The sequence below is a fragment of the Pseudoxanthomonas sp. 97-1-1 genome (assembly GCF_057773125.1).
Genome location: NZ_JBYMTJ010000001.1, coordinates 1 through 19,243, shown reverse-complemented (window position 1 = coordinate 19,243; position 19,243 = coordinate 1). Strand labels below are relative to the sequence as shown.

Below are 19,243 nucleotides of genomic sequence, written 5' to 3'. Positions count from 1 at the left end.
CTCAGCTGGCCCGGCCCTGCCACCAAAGCCACAGGGCCGCCGCCAGCATCAGCCACTCGGTCACCACCAGCATCATGGTGGTCGATTCCAGCGGCCACCAGCGCAACAACGCTGCGCTGCGGTAGAGCACGATCGGCAGGTACAGCGCCATCGCCAGCACCAGACCGGTGCGTAGCTGCTGGGTCAAGGCGAACCAAGCGAACAGGAACGCAAGCCCGAGTTGCAGGCCGCCGTAGATCGTCAGGTACTCGGTCTGCCCGGACCGGGTAAGCGACGCATAGCCGACGGCCGCCGCCGTGCGCGCGGGCGCGAACGTGCACCAGCCGGCGAGCAGCAGGTAGAGCACCGCGTTGAGGTAGAGGTAGGCGGCTGTCATCGGATGTCTCGCAGGGAACAGGCGCCTCTTCTCGCACGGCACGGGGTGATGGCGTGGTGAACGCGCGGGAAATCCCGACAGCGCGGCGCGGCGCGCCCCGATCCCGATACCCCTGCCATCGCCGGATCCTGCAGCCTCCATCCCGCAGGAGCCTGCCATGTCCGCGTCTTCGTCGTGCGCGCTGCGCATCCTGCTGGCTGCCATCCTCGTCGCCATCGGCAGCGCCACCTGGGGCAGCGATCCAGTCCACAAGTGCCGGGGTGTGGATGGTCAGGCGCACTACCAGGCGATGCCCTGTACCTCGACGCAACGCACGGAATGGGTGCGCGCCTATCCCGCCGATCCGCCGATACCGGCGACATCCGCACCGTCCTCATCGGCGCCACGTGCGACGGCCAGGGCAGACAGTCCACGTCCGCGTTCCCGCACGGGCGCGCGACGCCGGCAAACCTCATCGCAGGGCGCTGTCATCTCGATGCATCGCGACGCGGCCGCCTGCGAGCGGGCAAGGAAGGCGCGCGAGCAGACGCATGCGCGCCTCGGGCTGAGGCGGGACTTCGATACCAGTCGACGCCTCGACGACCGTGTCAACGCAGCATGCCGCTGATGTTGGGCACTCAGACCGTGCGCGAGAACCGCGGTGCTTCTGCCGACGCTGCCGCATGCAGATAGCGATCGAAGCACATCGCGATCACGCGCAGCAGCAGGCGGCCACGTGGCGTGGCCTGGAAGCCGACCCGCGTGAACGTCAGCAGGCCGTCGTCGGCCAGTGCCTGCAGCCTGGGGAGGGCATCGGCGAAGTAATCGGTGAACGCGATGCCGTGGCGGCGGCCGATGCGGCCATAGTCCAGCCGTCCGTGGCACATCAGTTCCTGGATGACGTCTGCGCGCAGCACATCGTCGCGGTCCAGCGGCATGCCGCGCCAGACGGGCAGGCGCCCGTCGTCGATGGCGCGCTCCCAGCTCGCGATGTCGCGCGGATTCTGGCTGAAGCTGTCGCCGACATGGCTGATCGCGCTCACGCCGAAGCCCAGCAGGTCGCTTTCGGCGTGCGTCGTATAGCCCATGAAATTGCGGTGCAGGTCGCCACGTTCCTGCGCACGCGCCAGCTCGTCGCCGGGCAGGGCGAAGTGGTCCATGCCGATGTAGACGTACCCCGCCTCCACGAGCTGTTCTATCGCGCACTGCAGCAGCTGCAGCTTCTCCTCGGGGCTGGGCAGATCCTCCAGTGCGATCCGTTGTTGCGGCTTGAACAACTGCGGCAGGTGGGCGTAGCTGTAGACTGCAATGCGGTCAGGCCGTGCCTGCACGACGATTTCCAGCGTACGCAGGAAGCCTGCGCGGGTCTGCTTGGGCAACCCGTAGATCAGGTCGATGTTGACCGATCGCATGCCGTGCTCGCGGCACGCGGCCACGATGGCGAGCGTTTCCTCCACGCCCTGCACCCGGTTCACGGCCTTCTGTACCTCGGGATCGAAATCCTGGACGCCCAGGCTCGCGCGGTTGAAGCCGATGCCGGCCAGCTCGCCGATATCGGCTGGCGTGACGAAGCGCGGGTCGAGTTCGATGGAGAAGTCCATCCTCTCCGGTGCGGCGAAACTGAACTGGCTGCGCAGCTCGGCCACGCAGTCGGCGATCTGGGCGGGGGTCAGGAAGTTGGGCGTGCCGCCGCCGAAATGCAGCTGTACCACCGGGCGCCCGCTGTCGAACAGCGGCGCCATCCGCGCAATCTCGCGATAAAGATAGTCCAGATACAGTTCCGCACGTGCCTTGTCGCGGGTGATCACCCGGTTGCAGCCGCAATAGAAGCAGGGACTGGTGCAGAAAGGAATGTGCACATACAGCGACAGCGGCCTGGTCTGCGCCTGCCGATTGCTGGCGGCGGCCTGGTCGCGCAATTGCTGCGCACCGAAGCTGGCGCTGAATTGCGGCGCGGTCGGATAGGACGTGTAGCGCGGCCCGGGCGTGTCGTAACGCCGCAGCAGGTCCGCATCGAACAACGGAGACGGGGAGAGGGTGCCCATGACGCACAGGCTAGGGGCACCGCGCGGGTGCCGCATTGATCGGGATCAATTCCGCTACGAATCGCGTGCCTGGGTCGCTGGGGCGTCCGGGATCTCGGGCAGCATCTCCAGCGCGGTGGGCGTGGTGCGGAGCATGGGATGGAAGCGCGCCGGATGCAGCAGATGGCGGGCCTTGAGCAGGCGGCGTCCGCCGGCAATCAGGGCCAGCAGTCCCAGCGTGCAGGCGAAGAAGGCCGGCAACGCCGTTGCGCCGGACCGCTGCATCAGTACGCCTGCCAGCGCAGGGCCCGCCGCAGCGCCGATGCCGTTCAACAGGAGCAACGCACTGCATCCGGCCAGCAATTGCTCCGCCGGCAGGCGATCGAGCAGATGCGCGACCGCCAGCGGATACAGCGCAAATGCCAGCCCGCCGAACAGGAAGAACAGCGCGTGCATGCCGGCAGGCGTAGCGGCTTCCACACGCAATGCGAGCATCGCCGTGACCGATCCCAACGCGGCCACGACGGCCAGCGTGCTGCGACGGTCGCCCCGGTCCGACAAGCGGCCGATGGGCAGTTGCAGCGCGGCACCGCCCAGGATGGTCACGGCCATGAACGTGCCGATGCCCGCACGATCCAGCCCCAGCGAGGCCGCATAGACCGCCCCCAGGCCCCAGAACGCGCCCAGCGCCAGGCCTGCGAGCAATGCCCCTGCGGCGGCGCTGGGGGCTGCGCGGCATAGCTGCAGGATGTGGGTGCGCGGTGCCGTGCTCAGGGTGGGCGGCTGCAGTTGCGTGGTGCTGACCGGCAGGATGGCCAGCGCGAACAGGATGGCGACCAGGCTGAAGAGCACGGGGCTTCGCGGCGGCTGCAGGTCCAACAGCAATTGACCGCTGGCAAGCGCAAGCAGTGTCACCACCATGTACACCGCGAACACCCGGCTGCGATGTTCGGGCGCCGCCTGCGCGTTCAGCCAGCTCTCGATGACCGTGCACAAGCCGACCAGCGCCATGCCGGTGACGACGCGCAGCGCTAGCCATCCCATCGGCTCCATCCAGAGCGGGTAAACCAGCACGGCGGCAGCGGCAAGCGCTGCGTGGAAAGCGAACGCGCGGATGTGCCCGACGCGGCGGATCAAGGGAGGCGCAGTGAACGTGCCCAGGAAGAAACCCACGAAGTAACCCGACATCACCAGACCGGTGGTCCGTTCGCCCCAGCCTTCGGTCTGGCTGCGTACGGCCAGCAGCGTACCCAGCAAACCGTTGCCGCCGAGCAGCAGGGCAACGCTGGCGAGCAATGCGGTGATGGGAAGCAGGACACGAAGCACGGAGAGCGGGCGACACCACGGGGAGACGCTCCGCATGCTAGCAACGCGATGCTGAGCGAAAGGTTCACGTGCCGCGCTTCTGTCGTCCCGTGCGGCTGACGTGCCGCGCGACGCCTTCGGTTATCCTGCGCACGTACCGTGGTCGATATGCAGCAGGCAGGGCTCCCCGATGAGTGAACGCAAGATTCCGGGCATCGATGACTACGACGGCGCAGCGGGAGGGTGGGGCGCCCTCGCTGCTGTTGCACGCGCACTGAAAAGCCAGATGGCGGTCGGCCGGGAAACCGCTGCGCTGCGGCGCGTCAACCAGCCTGCGGGCTTCGATTGCCCTGGCTGTGCATGGCCGGATCCACGCCATACTTCGTCATTCGAGTTCTGCGAGAACGGGGCGAAGGCGGTGTCGTGGGAGGCCACCGGCAAGCGCGCGACGCCTGCCTTCTTCGCGGAGCACACGCTCTCAGGACTCTGGGAGTGGAGCGACCATGCGCTCGAGGACGAAGGCCGGTTGACGCATCCGATGGTGTACGACACCGCATCGGACCGCTACGTGCCGATCAGTTGGGAGGATGCGTTCGCGCGCATCGGTGATGCACTGCGCGCACTCCCGCATCCGGACATGGCCGAGTTCTATACATCCGGGCGCACATCGAATGAAGCGGCGTTCCTCTACCAGCTGATGGTGCGCGAATACGGCACCAACAACTTTCCCGACTGCTCGAACATGTGTCACGAGGCGACCAGCGTGGGCTTGCCCGAGTCCATCGGCGTGGGCAAGGGCACGGTGACGCTGGATGATTTCGCGCATTGCGACGCACTGTTCAGCTTCGGCCACAATCCCGGTACCAACCATCCGCGCATGCTGTCCACACTGCGCGAGGTATCGAAGCGAGGAGTGCCCATCGTGGCGGTGAATCCGCTGCGCGAACGCGGGCTGGAGCGGTTCACTTCGCCACAGCATCCGGCGGAGATGTTGACCAACACCGCCACGCCGATCGCACAGACGTATTACCAGGTCAGGATCGGTGGCGACCTGGCATTGCTGAAAGGCATGATGAAGTGCCTGCTGGATGCCGATGCCGAGGATCTCGCCGCAGGTGGTCGCGGCGTACTGGACCATGCCTTCATCGCCGAACACACCGAAGGGCTGGATGCCTTGCGCGAGGACCTGGCGCGCACGACGTGGGACGAGATCGTCGAATGTTCCGGGCTGTCGCGCGATGACATCGCCGCCGCCGCGCGACTCTACGCCAAGGCGGAGCGCGTGATCCTGTGCTACGGCATGGGCATGACCCAGCATCGCCGTGGCACGCAGAACGTGCAGCAGATGGCCAACCTGATGCTGCTGCGCGGGAACATCGGCAAGCCTGGCGCCGGCATCGCGCCGATACGCGGCCACTCCAACGTGCAGGGCGACCGCACGGTCGGCATCACCGAGAAGCCTACGCAGGCACTGGTCGATGCGATCAAGCGAACCTACGGCTTCGAATTCCCGCTCACGCATGGCCATGATGCGGTGGAAGCCGTGCGCGCGATCCGCGATGGACGCTCGCGCGCACTGGTATGCATGGGCGGGAACCTGGCGGTGGCAATGCCGGACCCGGAGACCACCCTTCCCGCCATGCGCAAGCTGGACCTGGTGGTGCACATCGCCACCAAGTTGAATCGCTCGCACCTGATCCCCGCGCGGCAGGCGTTCCTGCTGCCGTGCCTGGGGCGCACAGAACGCGATGTGCAGGCAAGCGGCGTGCAGTCGGTGACGGTGGAGGACTCCATGTCCATGGTGCATGCATCGCAGGGTGGCCTGCCACCGGCATCGGAACATCTGCTGTCGGAGCCGGCCATCGTCGCCGGCATCGCCAAGGCCACGCTGCCGCAGACGAAAGTGGACTGGGATGGGCTGGTGGGCGATTACGACCGCATCCGTGACGACATCGAAGCCGTGTTCCCGATGTTCAGGGATTTCAACCGGCGCGTGCGCGAGCCCGGCGGATTCCGGCTGTACGTCGGCGCATCCCAACGGGACTGGGGCGGTGAGGGCAGGAAGGCGCAGTTCCTGGTGGCCGAAGGATTGAACGAGGATCCCGGCATCGATCAGCAGCATCTGCTGACCCTCACCACGATCCGGTCGCACGATCAGTACAACACCACCATCTACGGATTCAACGACCGTTACCGGGGCGTGAGCGGGCGCCGTGATGTGGTGTTCATGAACAAGCTCGACATGCAGGCGCGTGACCTGAACCAGGGCGACCGGATCCTGGTGGAGTCCCGCGTTGGCGGCAACGATGCGGGTGCGCGCCAGGTCGCGGGCTTCATCGCGGTGGAGTACGACCTGCCGCGCGGCTCGGCGGCGATGTACTACCCCGAAGGCAATCGCCTGGTGCCGCTGGACAGCCACGATCCGCAATCGGGGACGCCGGCCTACAAGTCGATCCCGGTGGTGGTGAGGAAACTCCATGATCCCGATGGCCATGCCGGCTGACCGCATCGAGGGAGCAGCGGGGCGCGAGGTCATCGACGTCACCGGGGGTGCCTCGACGACGCGCCGGGATCTGCTGGCGGAGGAAGTTCCGCTCGCGATCCGCTGCAATGGCGAATCAGTGGCGGTGATGATGGTCTCGCCCTGCGACCTGGAGGATTTCGCGTACGGCTTCGCATTGACCGAACTCGGTGTTGCGGCTGACGAACTTGTTCAGGTGAACGTCCAGCCATTGCTTGAAGGCATCCAGCTCGACCTGCGCACGCGACATCCTTTGCCCACCCGGGCCGCGGATCAGCAGCGCTGGTTGCCGGGACGCAGTGGATGCGGCATCTGCGGACACCGGCATCTGGAAGAGGTCGTCAAACAACCGAAGGCGGTCGGGCAGGGCAGTTTCATCGCGTCATCCGCGTTGGACCTCGCGTTGGCCGGCATCGGGGCGCGGCAGCCGTTGAATGCGGCGACCGGCGCGATCCACGCAGCGGCATGGGCGAGGGCGGACGGTACGCTGGTGGTGGTGCGCGAGGATGTCGGGCGCCACAACGCGCTGGACAAGCTGATCGGCGCGATGCTGCGCGAGAACATCGACGCCGGATCGGGCTTCGCGCTGGTGACCAGCCGTGCGAGTTACGAGATGGTGGCGAAAGCAGCGGTCGCAGCGATTCCACTCTTGGCGGCGATGTCGGCACCCACGGCATTGGCGGTGGATCTGGCGACAGGCTGCGGGCTGTCGCTGGTCGGTTTCCTGCGTGACGACAGGCATGTGGTTTACAGCCACGCTTGGCGACTGGGGTTGCGCTGAGCCCCTGCTGGGGTAACAAGCGCCGTTGCGGCAACGTACGTCGCCGCGTCGGTTGCCTGCGTCGCCCAGCGGCGGTGTCGCCCGTTAGGGGGTCTTGGTTTTGCCTTTCCGCCTGGTCGCCACCGACGCGCGCTTCACCAGTTTGTGTGGAACCACATGGTTGACGATGACCCGCGCAGAGGCGCTGGGGCGTCGGATTTCCCGCAGCAGGATGTCGATCGCCGCATCGGCCATCGAGGCAACCGGCTGGTGGATGGTCGTCAGTTCCGGCCAGACCATGATGGCTGCGGATGTATCGTCGAAGCCCACGACGGACAGGTCGCGCGGCACGTCCAGGCCGCGGCGGTGCGCCACCGAAACCACGGCCGAGGCCATGTCGTCGTTGCTGGCGAAGATCGCAGTGGGTGGGCTTGGCAACGCCAGCAGGCTTTCGGCGGCCTCGAGCCCGGAACGGTAGGTGAAGTAGCCGGGTTGGACCAGGTGCTCGTCGAATGCCACGCCCGCCTCCGCCAGCGCATCACGGTAGCCCTGCAGGCGATGGGCGCTGGCCGTCTGGTTTGGGTCGCCCTTGATGTAGCCGATCCGCGCGTGCCCATGGGCGATCAGATGGGCCGTCATGTCATGGCTGGCGCGATGGTCGTCTATGCGGACGCAGGAAATCGTCTCGCTGAAGCGGCCCGACGCGATCGAAACGACGGGAACCCCGGCCCGCGCGAACTCCATGACGATCGTCTTGGACTCGCACAGCGGCGGCGGCAGGATCACGCCCGCCACGCTCCTGGCCAGTTCGCGCGCCGCCGCGCGTTGGCCGTCCACGTCAAGCGTGTCCCAGGTCGCGATGACCAGCTGGGCCGCTGCGCGCGCGGAACCACGCAAGGCACCGACCAGAAGTTCGCGCAGGTAGCTTGAACTGGGGTTGGTGTAGATGAGCGCGATGCACGTGTGCTGGGCCGCAGCGAGCGAACTCGCCGCCAGGTTTGGCCTGTATCCCAGTTCGCGCACAGTGCTCATGACGCGCTCACGCGTGGCGTCACGGACACCGCCGTGCCCGTTGACCACGCGCGACACCGTCATCGGCGAAACGCCTGCGTGGGCGGCGACCTCGTCGATGGTGATGGCGCCTCCCTTTCGCCGGACGGATTTGATCGATTTTTCCATGCTGCTCTGTCTGCTCCGTATGCCGGGTGCAATCTAGGTGCTGCGAACAACGGGTGATGCGGTTGCGGTGAGCGTCGCACATGGAGATGCATCGAACGAACATCGATACGTCGCCCAACTCGCTCGCGCATGGAATCGCGGTTACATGGACATTCTCGACGAACCCCCATGGAAACGCTTCCATTTCCCTGCTTGGTTACCCACGGAACGTGGTCTTGACGAAGCCACTTACGGGATTGCTGCGCTGCATGGTGACAAACACAGGGGTGCGTGATTAGTCTGCGCCGAACTCGATGGTAGCGCTACCACATTGATCGATGCACTCATCGATCCGTCCTTGGAAGTTGACTGAACGCTTTGTCGCCTTGCGACACGGGAACCAGCCGGAAGAGTGTTTTCAACCGCTGTGCAATGACGGGCGCTATCACCATGCCCGGTCTGGAAATGCGGGCCTGCGCCCAAAGGTGCCCTTGGGGAGGGCGACACATCCAATGATCGAACGTGAGAGGGGAGACCACATGAAAGAGTGCAGGTACCGATGCCGTGCACCGGACAAGGCCCAGACCATTGCGGGAGCGCGAATCCATGCCTGCCGCGGCGTTGCTGGCCCTTCAATTCCAGACCTGAGGACATGCTGATGAGTCGTAAGTTGGCGAGGTTCAAGTCGACGGCCATGTTCACCTTCGTGGGTGGCGTACTGGTCATCAATCCTGCTTTCGGGCAGGAATCGCAACAGGCGCAGGCTCCGGCCGCGCAGCAGACACAGCAGCAGGCGACGCCGGACGCCACCACGCTGGATGCGGTCGTGGTCACGGGCTTGCGCAGCAGCCTGAGCCAGGCAATGGACATCAAGCGCGACTCCGCAGGCGTCGTCGATGCGATCAGTGCCGAAGACATCGGCAAATTCCCGGATACCAACCTCGCCGAATCCCTGCAACGCATCACCGGCATCTCGATCGAGCGCCGCGATGGTGAAGGTGCGCAGGTCACGGCGCGCGGCTTTGGTCCCCAGTTCAACATGGTGACGCTCAACGGCCGGCAGATGCCGGGCGCGGATGCGTTTGGTGCTTCCGGACAGGTCGCCATCGGCGGTATCGATGGCGGCACGCGCGCGTTCAACTTCGCCCAGCTAGCCGCCGAAGCGATCAACGGCATCGAGGTCTACAAGACCAGCCAGGCTCAGGTTCCCAGTGGTGGCATCGGCGCCACCATCAATATCCTGACCGCAAGGCCGTTCAACCACGACGGCGTCGTTGCCAGCGCCGGTGCGAAGGTCGTGTCCGACCAGAGCCAGCCGTTCGAGAATGACTTGACGCCGGAACTGTCGGGCATATTCAGCTACACCAACCCCGACAAGACGTTCGGCGTGAGCCTGAGTGCCAGCCATCAGAAGCGCAAGGGCGGTTCGGTGCAGGCGACCGAGAACTACTGGAATGTGCAGCCGTGGACCGGGACGATGCCCGGCAACCCGACAGTCGTCAATGCGCCGGCCATCGGCGATCTTTACGCGCGTCCGAACGACTTGCGCTATGCGTTCTCGGAGTTCGAGCGCGAGCGCGTGAATGGCCAGGCGGTAGTGCAGTTCGCACCTACCGACAGCCTGACCCTGACCCTGGACTACACGTACTCGACCAACGAGATCACCGAGAACCGTGGCGAACAGGCGATGTGGTTGCAGAACAGTAACTACACCGACATCGAGTTCGACACCAGCGGCGCGGTCGCCACGCCTATCTATATCCGCGAGATCGCCGGGACCAAGGATTTCGGCCTCGAGCAGCAGCGCAGCATGCAGAAGTACAAGCTGGGCTCCCTCGGGCTCAACGCCGTCTGGGATGTCAGCGACAGGTTCCGCTTGAGCTTCGATGCGCACAATTCGAAGAACGAGAGCCGGCCAAACGATCCGCTGACCGGTGGCGGTTCGATCTTCATGAGTATCGCCGGCACCAACAACTGCACCACTGGGCCGCACTGCGGTGGTTCGTGGGTACAGGAACTGGCGTTCAACAACGGCCTGCCCATCGGCACGCAGACCTGGTACCCGACCACCGATGACGCGATCGCCGGGACCAACGGCGTGGTCAATCCGGGATTCGTGGAAGGCGAGATCGGCTCGCAGGTCCTGCGCATCAATGCGCAGACGCAGGTCAGCGAGATCAAACAGGCCCGCATTGACGGCGAATGGAGCTTCGACCAGGGCCGCTTCCAGTTCGGCGTGGATACCAACAAGTCCACGACGCATCGCATCCAGGCGGCAGAGGCGTATTCCACCCTGGGCGACTGGGGCGTGGCCAATGTGGATTCGGACACAGCCGCTGGATTGGTGGATCTTCTGCGGCCGGTCAACATCGTCGGCCTGTTCGACGATTTCAGCGCCTCCAGCTGGCCGGCATGGCGCGGCAACGCCGGTGAGCTCGCCCAATGGGCGGCAGGCCAGTATGGCGTGGGGTTGGGCGTCAGCCCGCAGCGTGCGGCCGACAACCGGGTGGAAGAGAAGACCCATTCGGCGTACTTCCAGGTGGAGCTGGAGGGCGAACTGGGTGGCATGCGCACCAACACCCGCCTCGGCGTGCGGTACGAAACGACCGATGTCGTGTCGACGTCGGTGATCGCCATACCCGAAGCCATCGAATGGTCGGCCAACAACGACTTCCGCATCGTACTGTCCGACGAGCAGCAGCCCTTCAGCGAAACGGCGAGCTACAGCTATATTCTGCCCAACCTCGACTTCAGCATCGACTTCACTGAAGAGCTGAAGGGTCGCGCTTCGTTCGGCAGGAGCATCGCACGGGCGCCATATGGCAACCTCTATGCAGGTCCCGGTGCGCAGCAGCCTTTCGGTTCGGTCCTGCTTGATCCTTCCGTGCGCGCGAGTGGCAGTGCCCAGAACCCGAGCCTGAAACCGCTGGAATCCGACAACCTGGACCTGGCGCTGGAGTGGTACTTCGCCGATGCGAGTTATGTGTCGTTGACCTACTGGAACAAGTCGGTCGACAACTTCATCGGCAATACCGTTGGTCAGGAATCCCTGTACGGTTTGAGGGATCCCACCTCGGGCCCGGATGCGCAGACGGCACTGGCCTTCCTCACCAGTGCGGCGTGTGTGACCCAGGTCGGGGCCGCCAATGCGGCGGCGTGCTCCGCCAACGACACGTCGCTGTTCACGGCCCTGGCGCTGCTGCGCAACGATCCGGCGGGCCTGGCGGCGTTCAATGGCACCGGTGCGCAGACGTTGGCGACCGAGGCGGCCTACAACCTCTACGGTGAAGCCGACGATCCGCTGTACCAGTTCAACGTCAACCGGCCGATCAACCAGAACCAGTCCAAGCTGCATGGCTGGGAACTGGGCGGCCAGTACTTCTTCGGCGACAGCGGTTTCGGCATCCTGGCCAACTACACCGTCGTGCGGGGCGATGTGGGATACGACGACGGCGGCGACCCGGCCATCGACCAGTTCGCGCTGACAGGCCTGAGCGACACGGCCAACGCCATGTTCATGTATGAAAAACATGGATGGTCGGTCCGTCTGGCCTGGAACTGGCGCGACGAGTACCTGATCCTCGCCAACCAGGGCGCGAGCCGCAATCCTTATTACGTGGAGGAGTACGAACAGTGGGACCTGAGCGTGAACTACACGCTCAATGACCACTGGTCGTTCGGCCTGGAGGCGATCAATCTGACCGGTGAGGACGTCCGTTGGCGTGCACGCACCGATCAGATGATCGTCAAGCTGGCCGATCAGAGTCCGCGCTACATGGTGGGTGTGCGCTACAAGTTCTGAGTTTGGCGATAGACGCCCTCTCCGGATATCGCCGAGCGGGGACCGCTGCGCGAGCAGCGGTCCCTTTTAGCAAGGCGTGCCGGCGGACAGGGCTCGAACACGATCTGCCAGCGTTAGTATCATCGGATGCCTCCAGGCTTCCCCGAGAGAAAAGATGGCCCGCTACGAACTCCTCAACAACGTTTCGCACAGGGATCTGCGTGTCGCGACCGGCTTCGGTCCCCAGTTCGGCGACGACGTGGGCATGGTGCCTGCCTTTCCCAGCGAGTTCGCCGAGTTGCAGCGCGAGTATCCGATCTTCCTGAGGAAGGATCCGGGCACGGGCGAATGGCAATCCGTCGTTCTCCTAGGTTTCGAACAACGCGAGAACCTGTTCCTGCAGGACGGCCGATGGAATGCCGCCTATCTCCCGGGTGCCGCAGCGAAAGGGCCTTTCCTCATCGGCTTCCAGGAGCAGCGCATCGACGGAGAGCTGAGGAAGGAAGCGGTGATGCATGTGGATCTCGACCATCCACGCGTGAACTTCGCGGCGGGCGAACCGGTATTCCTTCCGCAGGGCGGCAATAGCCCCTATCTCGAGCATGTTGCGGGCGTCCTGCGTGGCATCAGGGATGGCAGTGAATTCGGTTCCGGCATGTTCGCGGCCCTGGATGCGATGGGTCTGATACAGCCCGTCAATCTGGATGTGCAGATGGATGACCGACACCGCGTGGGCGTCAATGGCTTGCACGGCATCGATCGGGAGAAGCTGGCCGCGCTGGACGGCAACGCATTGTTCGAATTGAACCGCGCCGGCTACCTGGAAGGCGCATACCTGATCCTGGCGTCGCTCCACAACATGCGTCGCCTCATGGCCGAGAAGCAGCGTCGCTTGCGCGCGCAGGATGCCGCGATGCCGCATGGCGGGAACTAGCCGTCGTGTCGACGGGCGGTGCAGCGATGCGTGTCCTGGAAGGCGTGCGTGCAGATGCGCTGCCGCTGGAAGAGCTCATCTCGGATGGCCAGCCCGTTCTGCTCAGGGGCGTCGCGCGCGACTGGGAGCTGGTGCAGGCAGGATTGCGATCCGCGCAGGACGCGATGTCCTACCTGCTCGGCTTTGATGCCGGCAGGCCGATCCAGTATTCCTTCGGTGGGCCCGGGATTGCCGGCCGGCCTTTCTACAACGAGGACTTCACCCGGCTGAATTTTGACGTCAGGCGTGGATCCCTCGCCCAGGTGCTCGGAGAAATATCGGACCATCTGGACGACCCACGTCCGCCCACCTACTACGTGGCCTCGCTGTTGGTCGATGGAGCACTGCCTGGCTTCGCCCGCGCCAATGCCTTGCCATTGGCCGCGCAGGATATCGATGCGCCACCCAGCATCTGGATCGGCAATCGCGTGGTCGCGTCCTGCCACTTCGACGCACCCAACAACCTGGCGTGCTGCGCGGTAGGCAGGCGGCTGTTTACGCTGTTCCCGCCGGAACAGATCGAGAATCTCTATCCCGGTCCGCTTGATCCCACGCCCGGAGGGCAGGTCGTGAGCGTGGTCGACTTCGATGATCCCGACTACGGGCGCCATCCGCGATTCCGCAAGGCGCTGGCTAGCGCGCAGACCGCACTGCTCGAACCCGGCGACGCCATCTTCATTCCCAGCATGTGGTGGCACCACGTGCGCAGCCTCGAACCGTTCAATGTGCTGGTCAACTACTGGTGGCGCAGTTCGCCAGCGTTCCTGTCCTCGCCATTGCCGGCTTTGCACCATGCCCTGTGGACGCTGCGGGATCTTCCGGAACGCGAGAAGCTGGCATGGGCGAAGGTGTTCGAGTACTACGTCTTCGGTCCCGGCGAGAGGGCGGGCGAGCACCTGCCCGAACAGGCGCGCGACATGTTGGGACCGATGGATGAAACACAGGCGCGGCGCATGCGCGCCATGCTGATTGGACGGCTCAACCGCTAGCTCACGCAAGGAGACACCGCATTGGACGATCGAGTAGCCCCGACGGGACACATCCGCAAAGTGGTGATCGCAGGCGGCGGTACTGCGGGCTGGCTCGCGGCGTGCGCGCTCTCGCACCAGTTCCGTGATCGGCTGGACATCACCCTGGTCGAGTCCGAACAGATCGGTACCGTGGGAGTGGGGGAGTCCACCGTCCCGCCCATCCGCACGTTCCACCGTTTCCTTCAGATCGACGAACAGGAATTCCTGCGCGCCGTTGCCGGCACGTTCAAGCTCTCGATCTCGTTCGAGAACTGGCGCCGTCCGGGCGAGCGCTACATCCATCCCTTCGGTATCACGGGGCAGGGCACGTGGGCGGCCGCGTTCCATCATTTCTGGCTCGACAGCCTGCGCCGGGGAATGCCATCGGAGCTGGGGGATTTCTGCCTGGAGACGGTCGCTTCGCGGGGAGACCAGTTCTCGTTGCAGACGCAACCGCAGGTCAACTACGCGTACCACTTCGACGCCGGCCTCTACGCGAAGTTCCTTCGCCGCATCGCCGAAGGCCATGGACTCAAGCGCGTGGAAGGAAAGATCCGCGAGGTCAGGCAGCATGGGGATGATGGTGCCGTGCAGTCCCTGGTACTGGAAGACGGACAGGTCATCGAGGGCGACCTGTTCATCGATTGCACCGGCTTCCGCGGCTTGCTGATCGAACAGACGCTGCACACGGGCTATGAAGACTGGAACGAATGGCTACCCAGCGACCGGGCGGTGGCGGTCCAGACCGAGTCCGTGGGTCCGCCGGTGCCGTACACACGGGCGATCGCCCACGAGGCCGGCTGGCGTTGGCATATCCCGCTGCAGCACCGCGTCGGGTGCGGCCTGGTGTTCTCCAGCCGGCACATGTCCGACGATGAGGCGCGCGCCAAGCTCCTGCGCGACGTGGGTGCGCCTGCGCTTCGTGACCCCTGGCTGGTGCCGTTCCGCACCGGGCGCCGGCTGAAGGCGTGGAACAAGAACGTGGTCTCACTGGGCCTGGCCAGCGGCTTCATCGAGCCCCTGGAGTCGACCAGCATCCACTTGGCCATCAGTGCCGTGGTGCGCCTGGTCCAGTTGTTTCCCTTCGACGGCATCGCCCCGTCGCTCGTGGAGCTCTACAACGACGTGAGCCGCGCGGAGATGGAACACGTGCGGGACTTCATCATCCTTCACTACCATGCGACGCAGCGCGACGAGCCGATGTGGAAGGCGTGCCGCGAGATGGCATTGCCCGAATCGCTGGACATCCGCCTGCGCGCGTGGCGCGAACGCGCGCATGCCTGGCAGGATCCGGACGAACTCTTCCGGGTCGACTCTTGGACCCACGTATTGCTGGGCCAGGGCATCACGCCCGGGCAGCCCCATCCCCTGGCGCGAGCGCTGGCGGATGACGACCTCCGGAAACTGTTGGCGTCCATTCGCCAGCCCATCGACCATGCGGTCGCGCAGATGCCATCGCAGCAGGCGTTCATTGACCGCTACTGCAAGGCCGGAGCGGAAGTGTGGGGCAGCCGGCCCGTGTCCGCGTAACCGCCGGGACGCGCGGACAAGCCCATGCTCATCGCCCCTCATGCGGATATCCGGATCACCCGGCACACGATCGGCAAGGAAGGCGCGCCGCTGCTGATCATCGACAACGTGCTGTCGGATCCGGAGCGGATGGTGCGGAAGGCGGCCACACGCCAGTACGTGAAGCAGTCTTCGATGTTTCCCGGCATTCGCGCGCCTGCACCGCCTTCTTATGAACGCTTCCTGGAGGCGACGCTCAATCCGTTGTTGCATGAGTGCTTCGATCTGGCGCCTGGCCGCTTCGTCTTTCCCATGTGCCATTTCTCGCTGGTCACGCAACCGCCGGCCAGCCTGCATTTCCTGCAGCGCGTGCCGCACATCGATTCGGTCAGCCATCGGGGTCTGGCCACGGTGCATTACCTGTTCCACGGCACATGGGGTGGCACGGATTTCTACCGGCATCGTCAGACCGGATTCGAGTACGTGGATGAAAGTCGTCATGCGACGTACTTCGATTGCCTGGCGCAGCAGGGCCATCACGACGCCGATTCGACTGCGGGATACATCAACGGCGACACGACCTCGTTCGAGCGCGTAGCGGAGGTCGAGGCGGTATTCAATCGGCTCATCGTGTACCGGCGGAACTCATTGCATTCGGGACGGATCGACAATCATCGACCGCTTCCCGCCGACCCGGTCCTCGGAAGGTTATCGATCAATGCGTTCATCGACGTTGCGCGCTGAGCAGGTCGCTGCGGCCATTCTGCGCGGAGCCGCCCGGCACAGCTCAACCGGTTGTTTTGCAATGCATTTTGCGGCGCAGCACGCTTTTTCTGTGGGTGCTGGTTACAGTGTCGTTGCCAGCACGGGAGGCACCGCCTCCGTGTTTGCAGAGGGAGCAATTCAGAGGTTCCCTTTTTTTACCGGACAAAATGGTAGCGCTAACTTTTTGAGCGCCGGAGGCAGGAATCGATGGCTTTGACCGCCGGAATCGACGCAGGCACGCAGAGCCTGAAGGTGGTGGTGTACGACGCTGCCACACGTGCGGTGGTGGCCGGTGCCAGCGCGCCGCTGGAGCTGATCAGCGGCGAGGACGGCAGCCGCGAGCAGCACCCGGCCGACTGGGTGGCCGCGATGCAGGCGTGCTTCACGCGCATCGATCCGGCACTGCGTGCGCGCATCGTGGCGCTGTCGGTGTCGGGCCAGCAGCACGGCTTCGTGCCGGTGGATGCGCAGGGTGAGGTACTCGCACCGGCCAAACTGTGGTGCGACACCAGCACCACGGCCGAGTGCACGCAGATCATGGACGCGGTGGGCGGTTCGACAGCGACGATTGCGCTGGCGGGCAACCCGATCCTGGCCGGTTACACCGCCTCCAAGTTGCCGTGGACAAAGACCCACCGCCCCGAGGCTTATGCACAGCTGACGAGCATCCTGCTGCCGCACGACTACCTCAACTTCGTGCTGACCCGCCAGCGCTTCTGCGAGTACGGCGATGCCTCCGGCACCGGCTGGCTCGACGTGCGCACGCGGACATGGTCGGCGGAGCTCCTGCGTGCCACCGATCCGGATCGCGACCTGGCCGCCTGCCTGCCGCCGATCGCTGCACCCGATGCCCTGTTCGACATCGATCCCACCGCAGCCGCGCGACTGGGCCTTCCGGCGACGGCGAAGGTCGCCGTCGGCGGCGGCGACAACATGATGGCGGCCATCGGCACCGGCTGCGTGGAAGAGGGCCGGCTGGCGATGAGCCTGGGCACCTCGGGCACGCTGTTCGCCTACTCCGATACCCCGGTAGTCGATCCGGCCGGCGCCTGGGCCGCGTTCTGTTCCTCCACCGGCGGCTGGCTGCCGCTGATCTGCACGATGAACTGCACCGTGGCCACCGAACAGGTGGCCAAGGCGTTCGGCTTCAGCACGCGCGAGGGCGATGCCCACCTGCACGCCACGCCGCCCGGCGCAGACGGCCTGGTGATGCTGCCCTTCCTCAACGGCGAGCGCACGCCCGACCTGCCGCTGGGCAAGGGCGTGCTGGCCGGGCTGGATACGACCAACATGACCCCGGCGCATGTCTACCGCGCCGCGATGGAAGGGGCGACCTACAGCCTGAAGTACGGCTTCGATGCCTTCGTGCGCGCCGGCATGCAGTTCGATCGCATCGTGCTGACCGGCGGGGGCAGCAACAGCGCCGCGTGGCGGCAGCTGGTGGCCGATGTGTTCGGCCTGCCGGTGGATGTGCCGGTGCAGGCCGAGGGCGCGGCCTTCGGTGCGGCGCTGCAGGCGCTGTGGGCATGGGGCCGTTCGCGTGGCGAGACATCGTCCATCGCCGACATCGCACGCGCCCACGTCGCCACCGAGCCGGCCTTGTCCGCCACGCCCGATCCCACCCGTACGCAGGCCTATGCCGCGGCCTACCGCCGCTTCCTCCAGCACCTCGATGCCCTCACGCCGCTGCAGCGCGGCTGACACCCCCACGTACATCACGCACAACCACAGGATCACGCACCATGAGCACGCAGCCCTTCATCGGCGCCCAGGAATACTTCCCCGGCATCGGCCGCATCCCGTTCGAGGGCCGCGGCTCGGACAACCCGCTGGCGTTCAAGGTCTACGACGCCAACAAGACCATCGGTGGCAAGACCATGCGCGAGCACCTGCGCTTCGCCGTCTGCTACTGGCACACCTTCTGCAATGCCGGCCATGACCCCTTCGGCCCGGGCACGCGCCACTTCCCGTGGGAAGCGGGTTCGCCGATGGCCACGGCCGAGGCCAAGGTCGATGCCGCGTTCGAGTTCTTCACCAAGCTCGGCGTGCCGTACTGGTGCTTCCACGACATCGACCTGGCCCCGGATGCCGAGGACATCGGCCAGTACCAGAAGAACCTCAAGCATATGACCGGCCTGGCCAAGGCCCGCCAGGACGCCACCGGTATCAAGCTGCTGTGGGGCACGGCCAACCTGTTCTCGCATCCGCGCTACATGAACGGCGCATCGACCAATCCGGACTTTGCCGTGGTCGCCCGCGCGGCGGTGCAGGTGAAGGCGGCGCTGGAGGCCACGGTGGAACTGGGGGGCGAGCACTACGTGTTCTGGGGCGGCCGCGAAGGCTACGCCTCGCTGGTCAACACCGACATGAAGCGCGAGGTCGAGCACTTCGCCCGCTTCCTGACCATGGCCCGCGACTACGGCCGCAGCATCGGCCTGAAGGGCAACTTCCTGATCGAGCCCAAGCCGATGGAGCCGATGAAGCACCAGTACGACTTCGACAGCGCCACGGTGGCCGGCTTCCTGAAGGAGCACGGGCTGGAGAAGGACTTCAAGCTCAACATCGAAGCTAACCACGCCACGCTGTCGGGCCACACGTTCGAGCACGACCTGCAGGTGGCCAGCGACCACGGCCTGCTGGGCAGCATCGATGCCAACCGCGGCAATGCGCAGAACGGCTGGGACACCGACCAGTTCCCCACCGATCTGTACGACACCGTCGGCGCCATGCTGGTGGTGCTGCGCCAGGGCGGGCTGGAGGGCGGGCTGAACTTCGATGCCAAGGTGCGCCGCGAGTCGACCGATCTGGAAGACCTGTTCATCGCCCACATCGGTGGCATGGACGCGTTCGCGCGTGGCCTTGAAGTCGCCCACGCGCTGCTGACCGACTCGCCGTGGGAGCAGTGGCGCAAGGAACGCTACGCCAGCTTCGACAGCGGCAAGGGCAAGGATTTCGAGAACGGCACGCTGGGCCTGGCCGATCTGGCCGCGCTGGCGACCGGGCAGGGCGAACCGAAGCAGATCAGCGGCAAGCAGGAGCGTTACGAGAACCTGCTCAACCAGTACCTGCTGCGCTGAGCGCG

General features: G+C 65.4%; 14 protein-coding genes. 10 read left to right on the top strand and 4 right to left on the bottom strand.

Annotation, left to right across the window (positions count from 1 at the left end; all coding sequences use genetic code 11):
* Position 1: 1 nt before the first annotated feature.
* Positions 2–376 carry a DUF4345 domain-containing protein gene (locus tag AC3DET_RS00070; RefSeq protein ID WP_488390338.1) on the bottom strand — a complete coding sequence of 125 codons (375 nt, stop codon included), beginning with the start codon at positions 374–376 and terminating at the stop codon, positions 2–4.
* Between the two features lie 157 nt (positions 377–533).
* On the opposite strand from AC3DET_RS00070, the gene AC3DET_RS00065 reads away from it, so the two are divergent.
* Positions 534–983 carry a hypothetical protein gene (locus AC3DET_RS00065; protein ID WP_488390337.1) on the top strand — a complete coding sequence of 150 codons (450 nt, stop codon included), beginning with the start codon at positions 534–536 and terminating at the stop codon, positions 981–983.
* A 10-nt stretch (positions 984–993) separates the two neighbouring features.
* On the opposite strand, the gene hemN is transcribed toward AC3DET_RS00065, so the two are convergent.
* Both hemN and AC3DET_RS00055 read right to left on the bottom strand, forming a co-directional pair.
* On the bottom strand, positions 994–2,400 hold the full coding sequence (gene hemN, locus AC3DET_RS00060) for an oxygen-independent coproporphyrinogen III oxidase (protein WP_488390336.1): 1,407 nt from the start codon (positions 2,398–2,400) through the stop codon (positions 994–996).
* A gap of 54 nt (positions 2,401–2,454) precedes the next feature.
* Positions 2,455–3,693 (bottom strand): MFS transporter, encoded by a 1,239-nt coding sequence (locus AC3DET_RS00055; protein WP_488391146.1) that lies wholly within the window; start codon positions 3,691–3,693, stop codon positions 2,455–2,457.
* Positions 3,694–3,874: 181 nt separating this feature from the next.
* On the opposite strand from AC3DET_RS00055, the gene AC3DET_RS00050 reads away from it, so the two are divergent.
* Positions 3,875–6,187 carry an FdhF/YdeP family oxidoreductase gene (locus AC3DET_RS00050; protein ID WP_488390335.1) on the top strand — a complete coding sequence of 771 codons (2,313 nt, stop codon included), beginning with the start codon at positions 3,875–3,877 and terminating at the stop codon, positions 6,185–6,187.
* A complete protein-coding gene (fdhD, locus tag AC3DET_RS00045) occupies positions 6,171–6,986 on the top strand; it encodes a formate dehydrogenase accessory sulfurtransferase FdhD (protein ID WP_488391145.1) in 816 nt (271 codons plus the stop codon). Before AC3DET_RS00050 ends, fdhD begins: the two co-directional genes overlap by 17 nt.
* 84 nt (positions 6,987–7,070) lie before the next feature.
* Here fdhD and AC3DET_RS00040 read toward each other — a convergent pair whose 3' ends face one another.
* Positions 7,071–8,144, bottom strand: a complete 1,074-nt coding sequence (locus AC3DET_RS00040; RefSeq protein WP_488390334.1) for a LacI family DNA-binding transcriptional regulator — start codon at positions 8,142–8,144, stop codon at positions 7,071–7,073.
* Between the two features lie 637 nt (positions 8,145–8,781).
* On the opposite strand from AC3DET_RS00040, the gene AC3DET_RS00035 reads away from it, so the two are divergent.
* From AC3DET_RS00035 to xylA, 7 genes are all read left to right on the top strand, one after another.
* Positions 8,782–11,925 (top strand): TonB-dependent receptor, encoded by a 3,144-nt coding sequence (locus AC3DET_RS00035; protein WP_488390333.1) that lies wholly within the window; start codon positions 8,782–8,784, stop codon positions 11,923–11,925.
* 154 nt (positions 11,926–12,079) lie between these two features.
* Positions 12,080–12,838 carry a SapC family protein gene (locus tag AC3DET_RS00030; RefSeq protein ID WP_488390332.1) on the top strand — a complete coding sequence of 253 codons (759 nt, stop codon included), beginning with the start codon at positions 12,080–12,082 and terminating at the stop codon, positions 12,836–12,838.
* A 26-nt stretch (positions 12,839–12,864) separates the two neighbouring features.
* Entirely contained in the window at positions 12,865–13,866 is a 1,002-nt protein-coding gene (locus AC3DET_RS00025) for a cupin-like domain-containing protein (protein ID WP_488390331.1), read from the top strand.
* 21 nt (positions 13,867–13,887) lie between these two features.
* Entirely contained in the window at positions 13,888–15,417 is a 1,530-nt protein-coding gene (locus AC3DET_RS00020) for a tryptophan halogenase family protein (RefSeq protein WP_488390330.1), read from the top strand.
* Positions 15,418–15,441: 24 nt separating this feature from the next.
* Positions 15,442–16,140 (top strand): DUF6445 family protein, encoded by a 699-nt coding sequence (locus AC3DET_RS00015; protein WP_488390329.1) that lies wholly within the window; start codon positions 15,442–15,444, stop codon positions 16,138–16,140.
* A gap of 228 nt (positions 16,141–16,368) precedes the next feature.
* Positions 16,369–17,862, top strand: a complete 1,494-nt coding sequence (gene xylB / locus AC3DET_RS00010; RefSeq protein WP_488390328.1) for a xylulokinase — start codon at positions 16,369–16,371, stop codon at positions 17,860–17,862.
* Between the two features lie 41 nt (positions 17,863–17,903).
* Complete coding sequence (gene xylA / locus AC3DET_RS00005) at positions 17,904–19,238, top strand: xylose isomerase (protein ID WP_488390327.1); 1,335 nt, start codon at positions 17,904–17,906, stop codon at positions 19,236–19,238.
* The last annotated feature ends 5 nt before the right edge of the window (positions 19,239–19,243 follow it).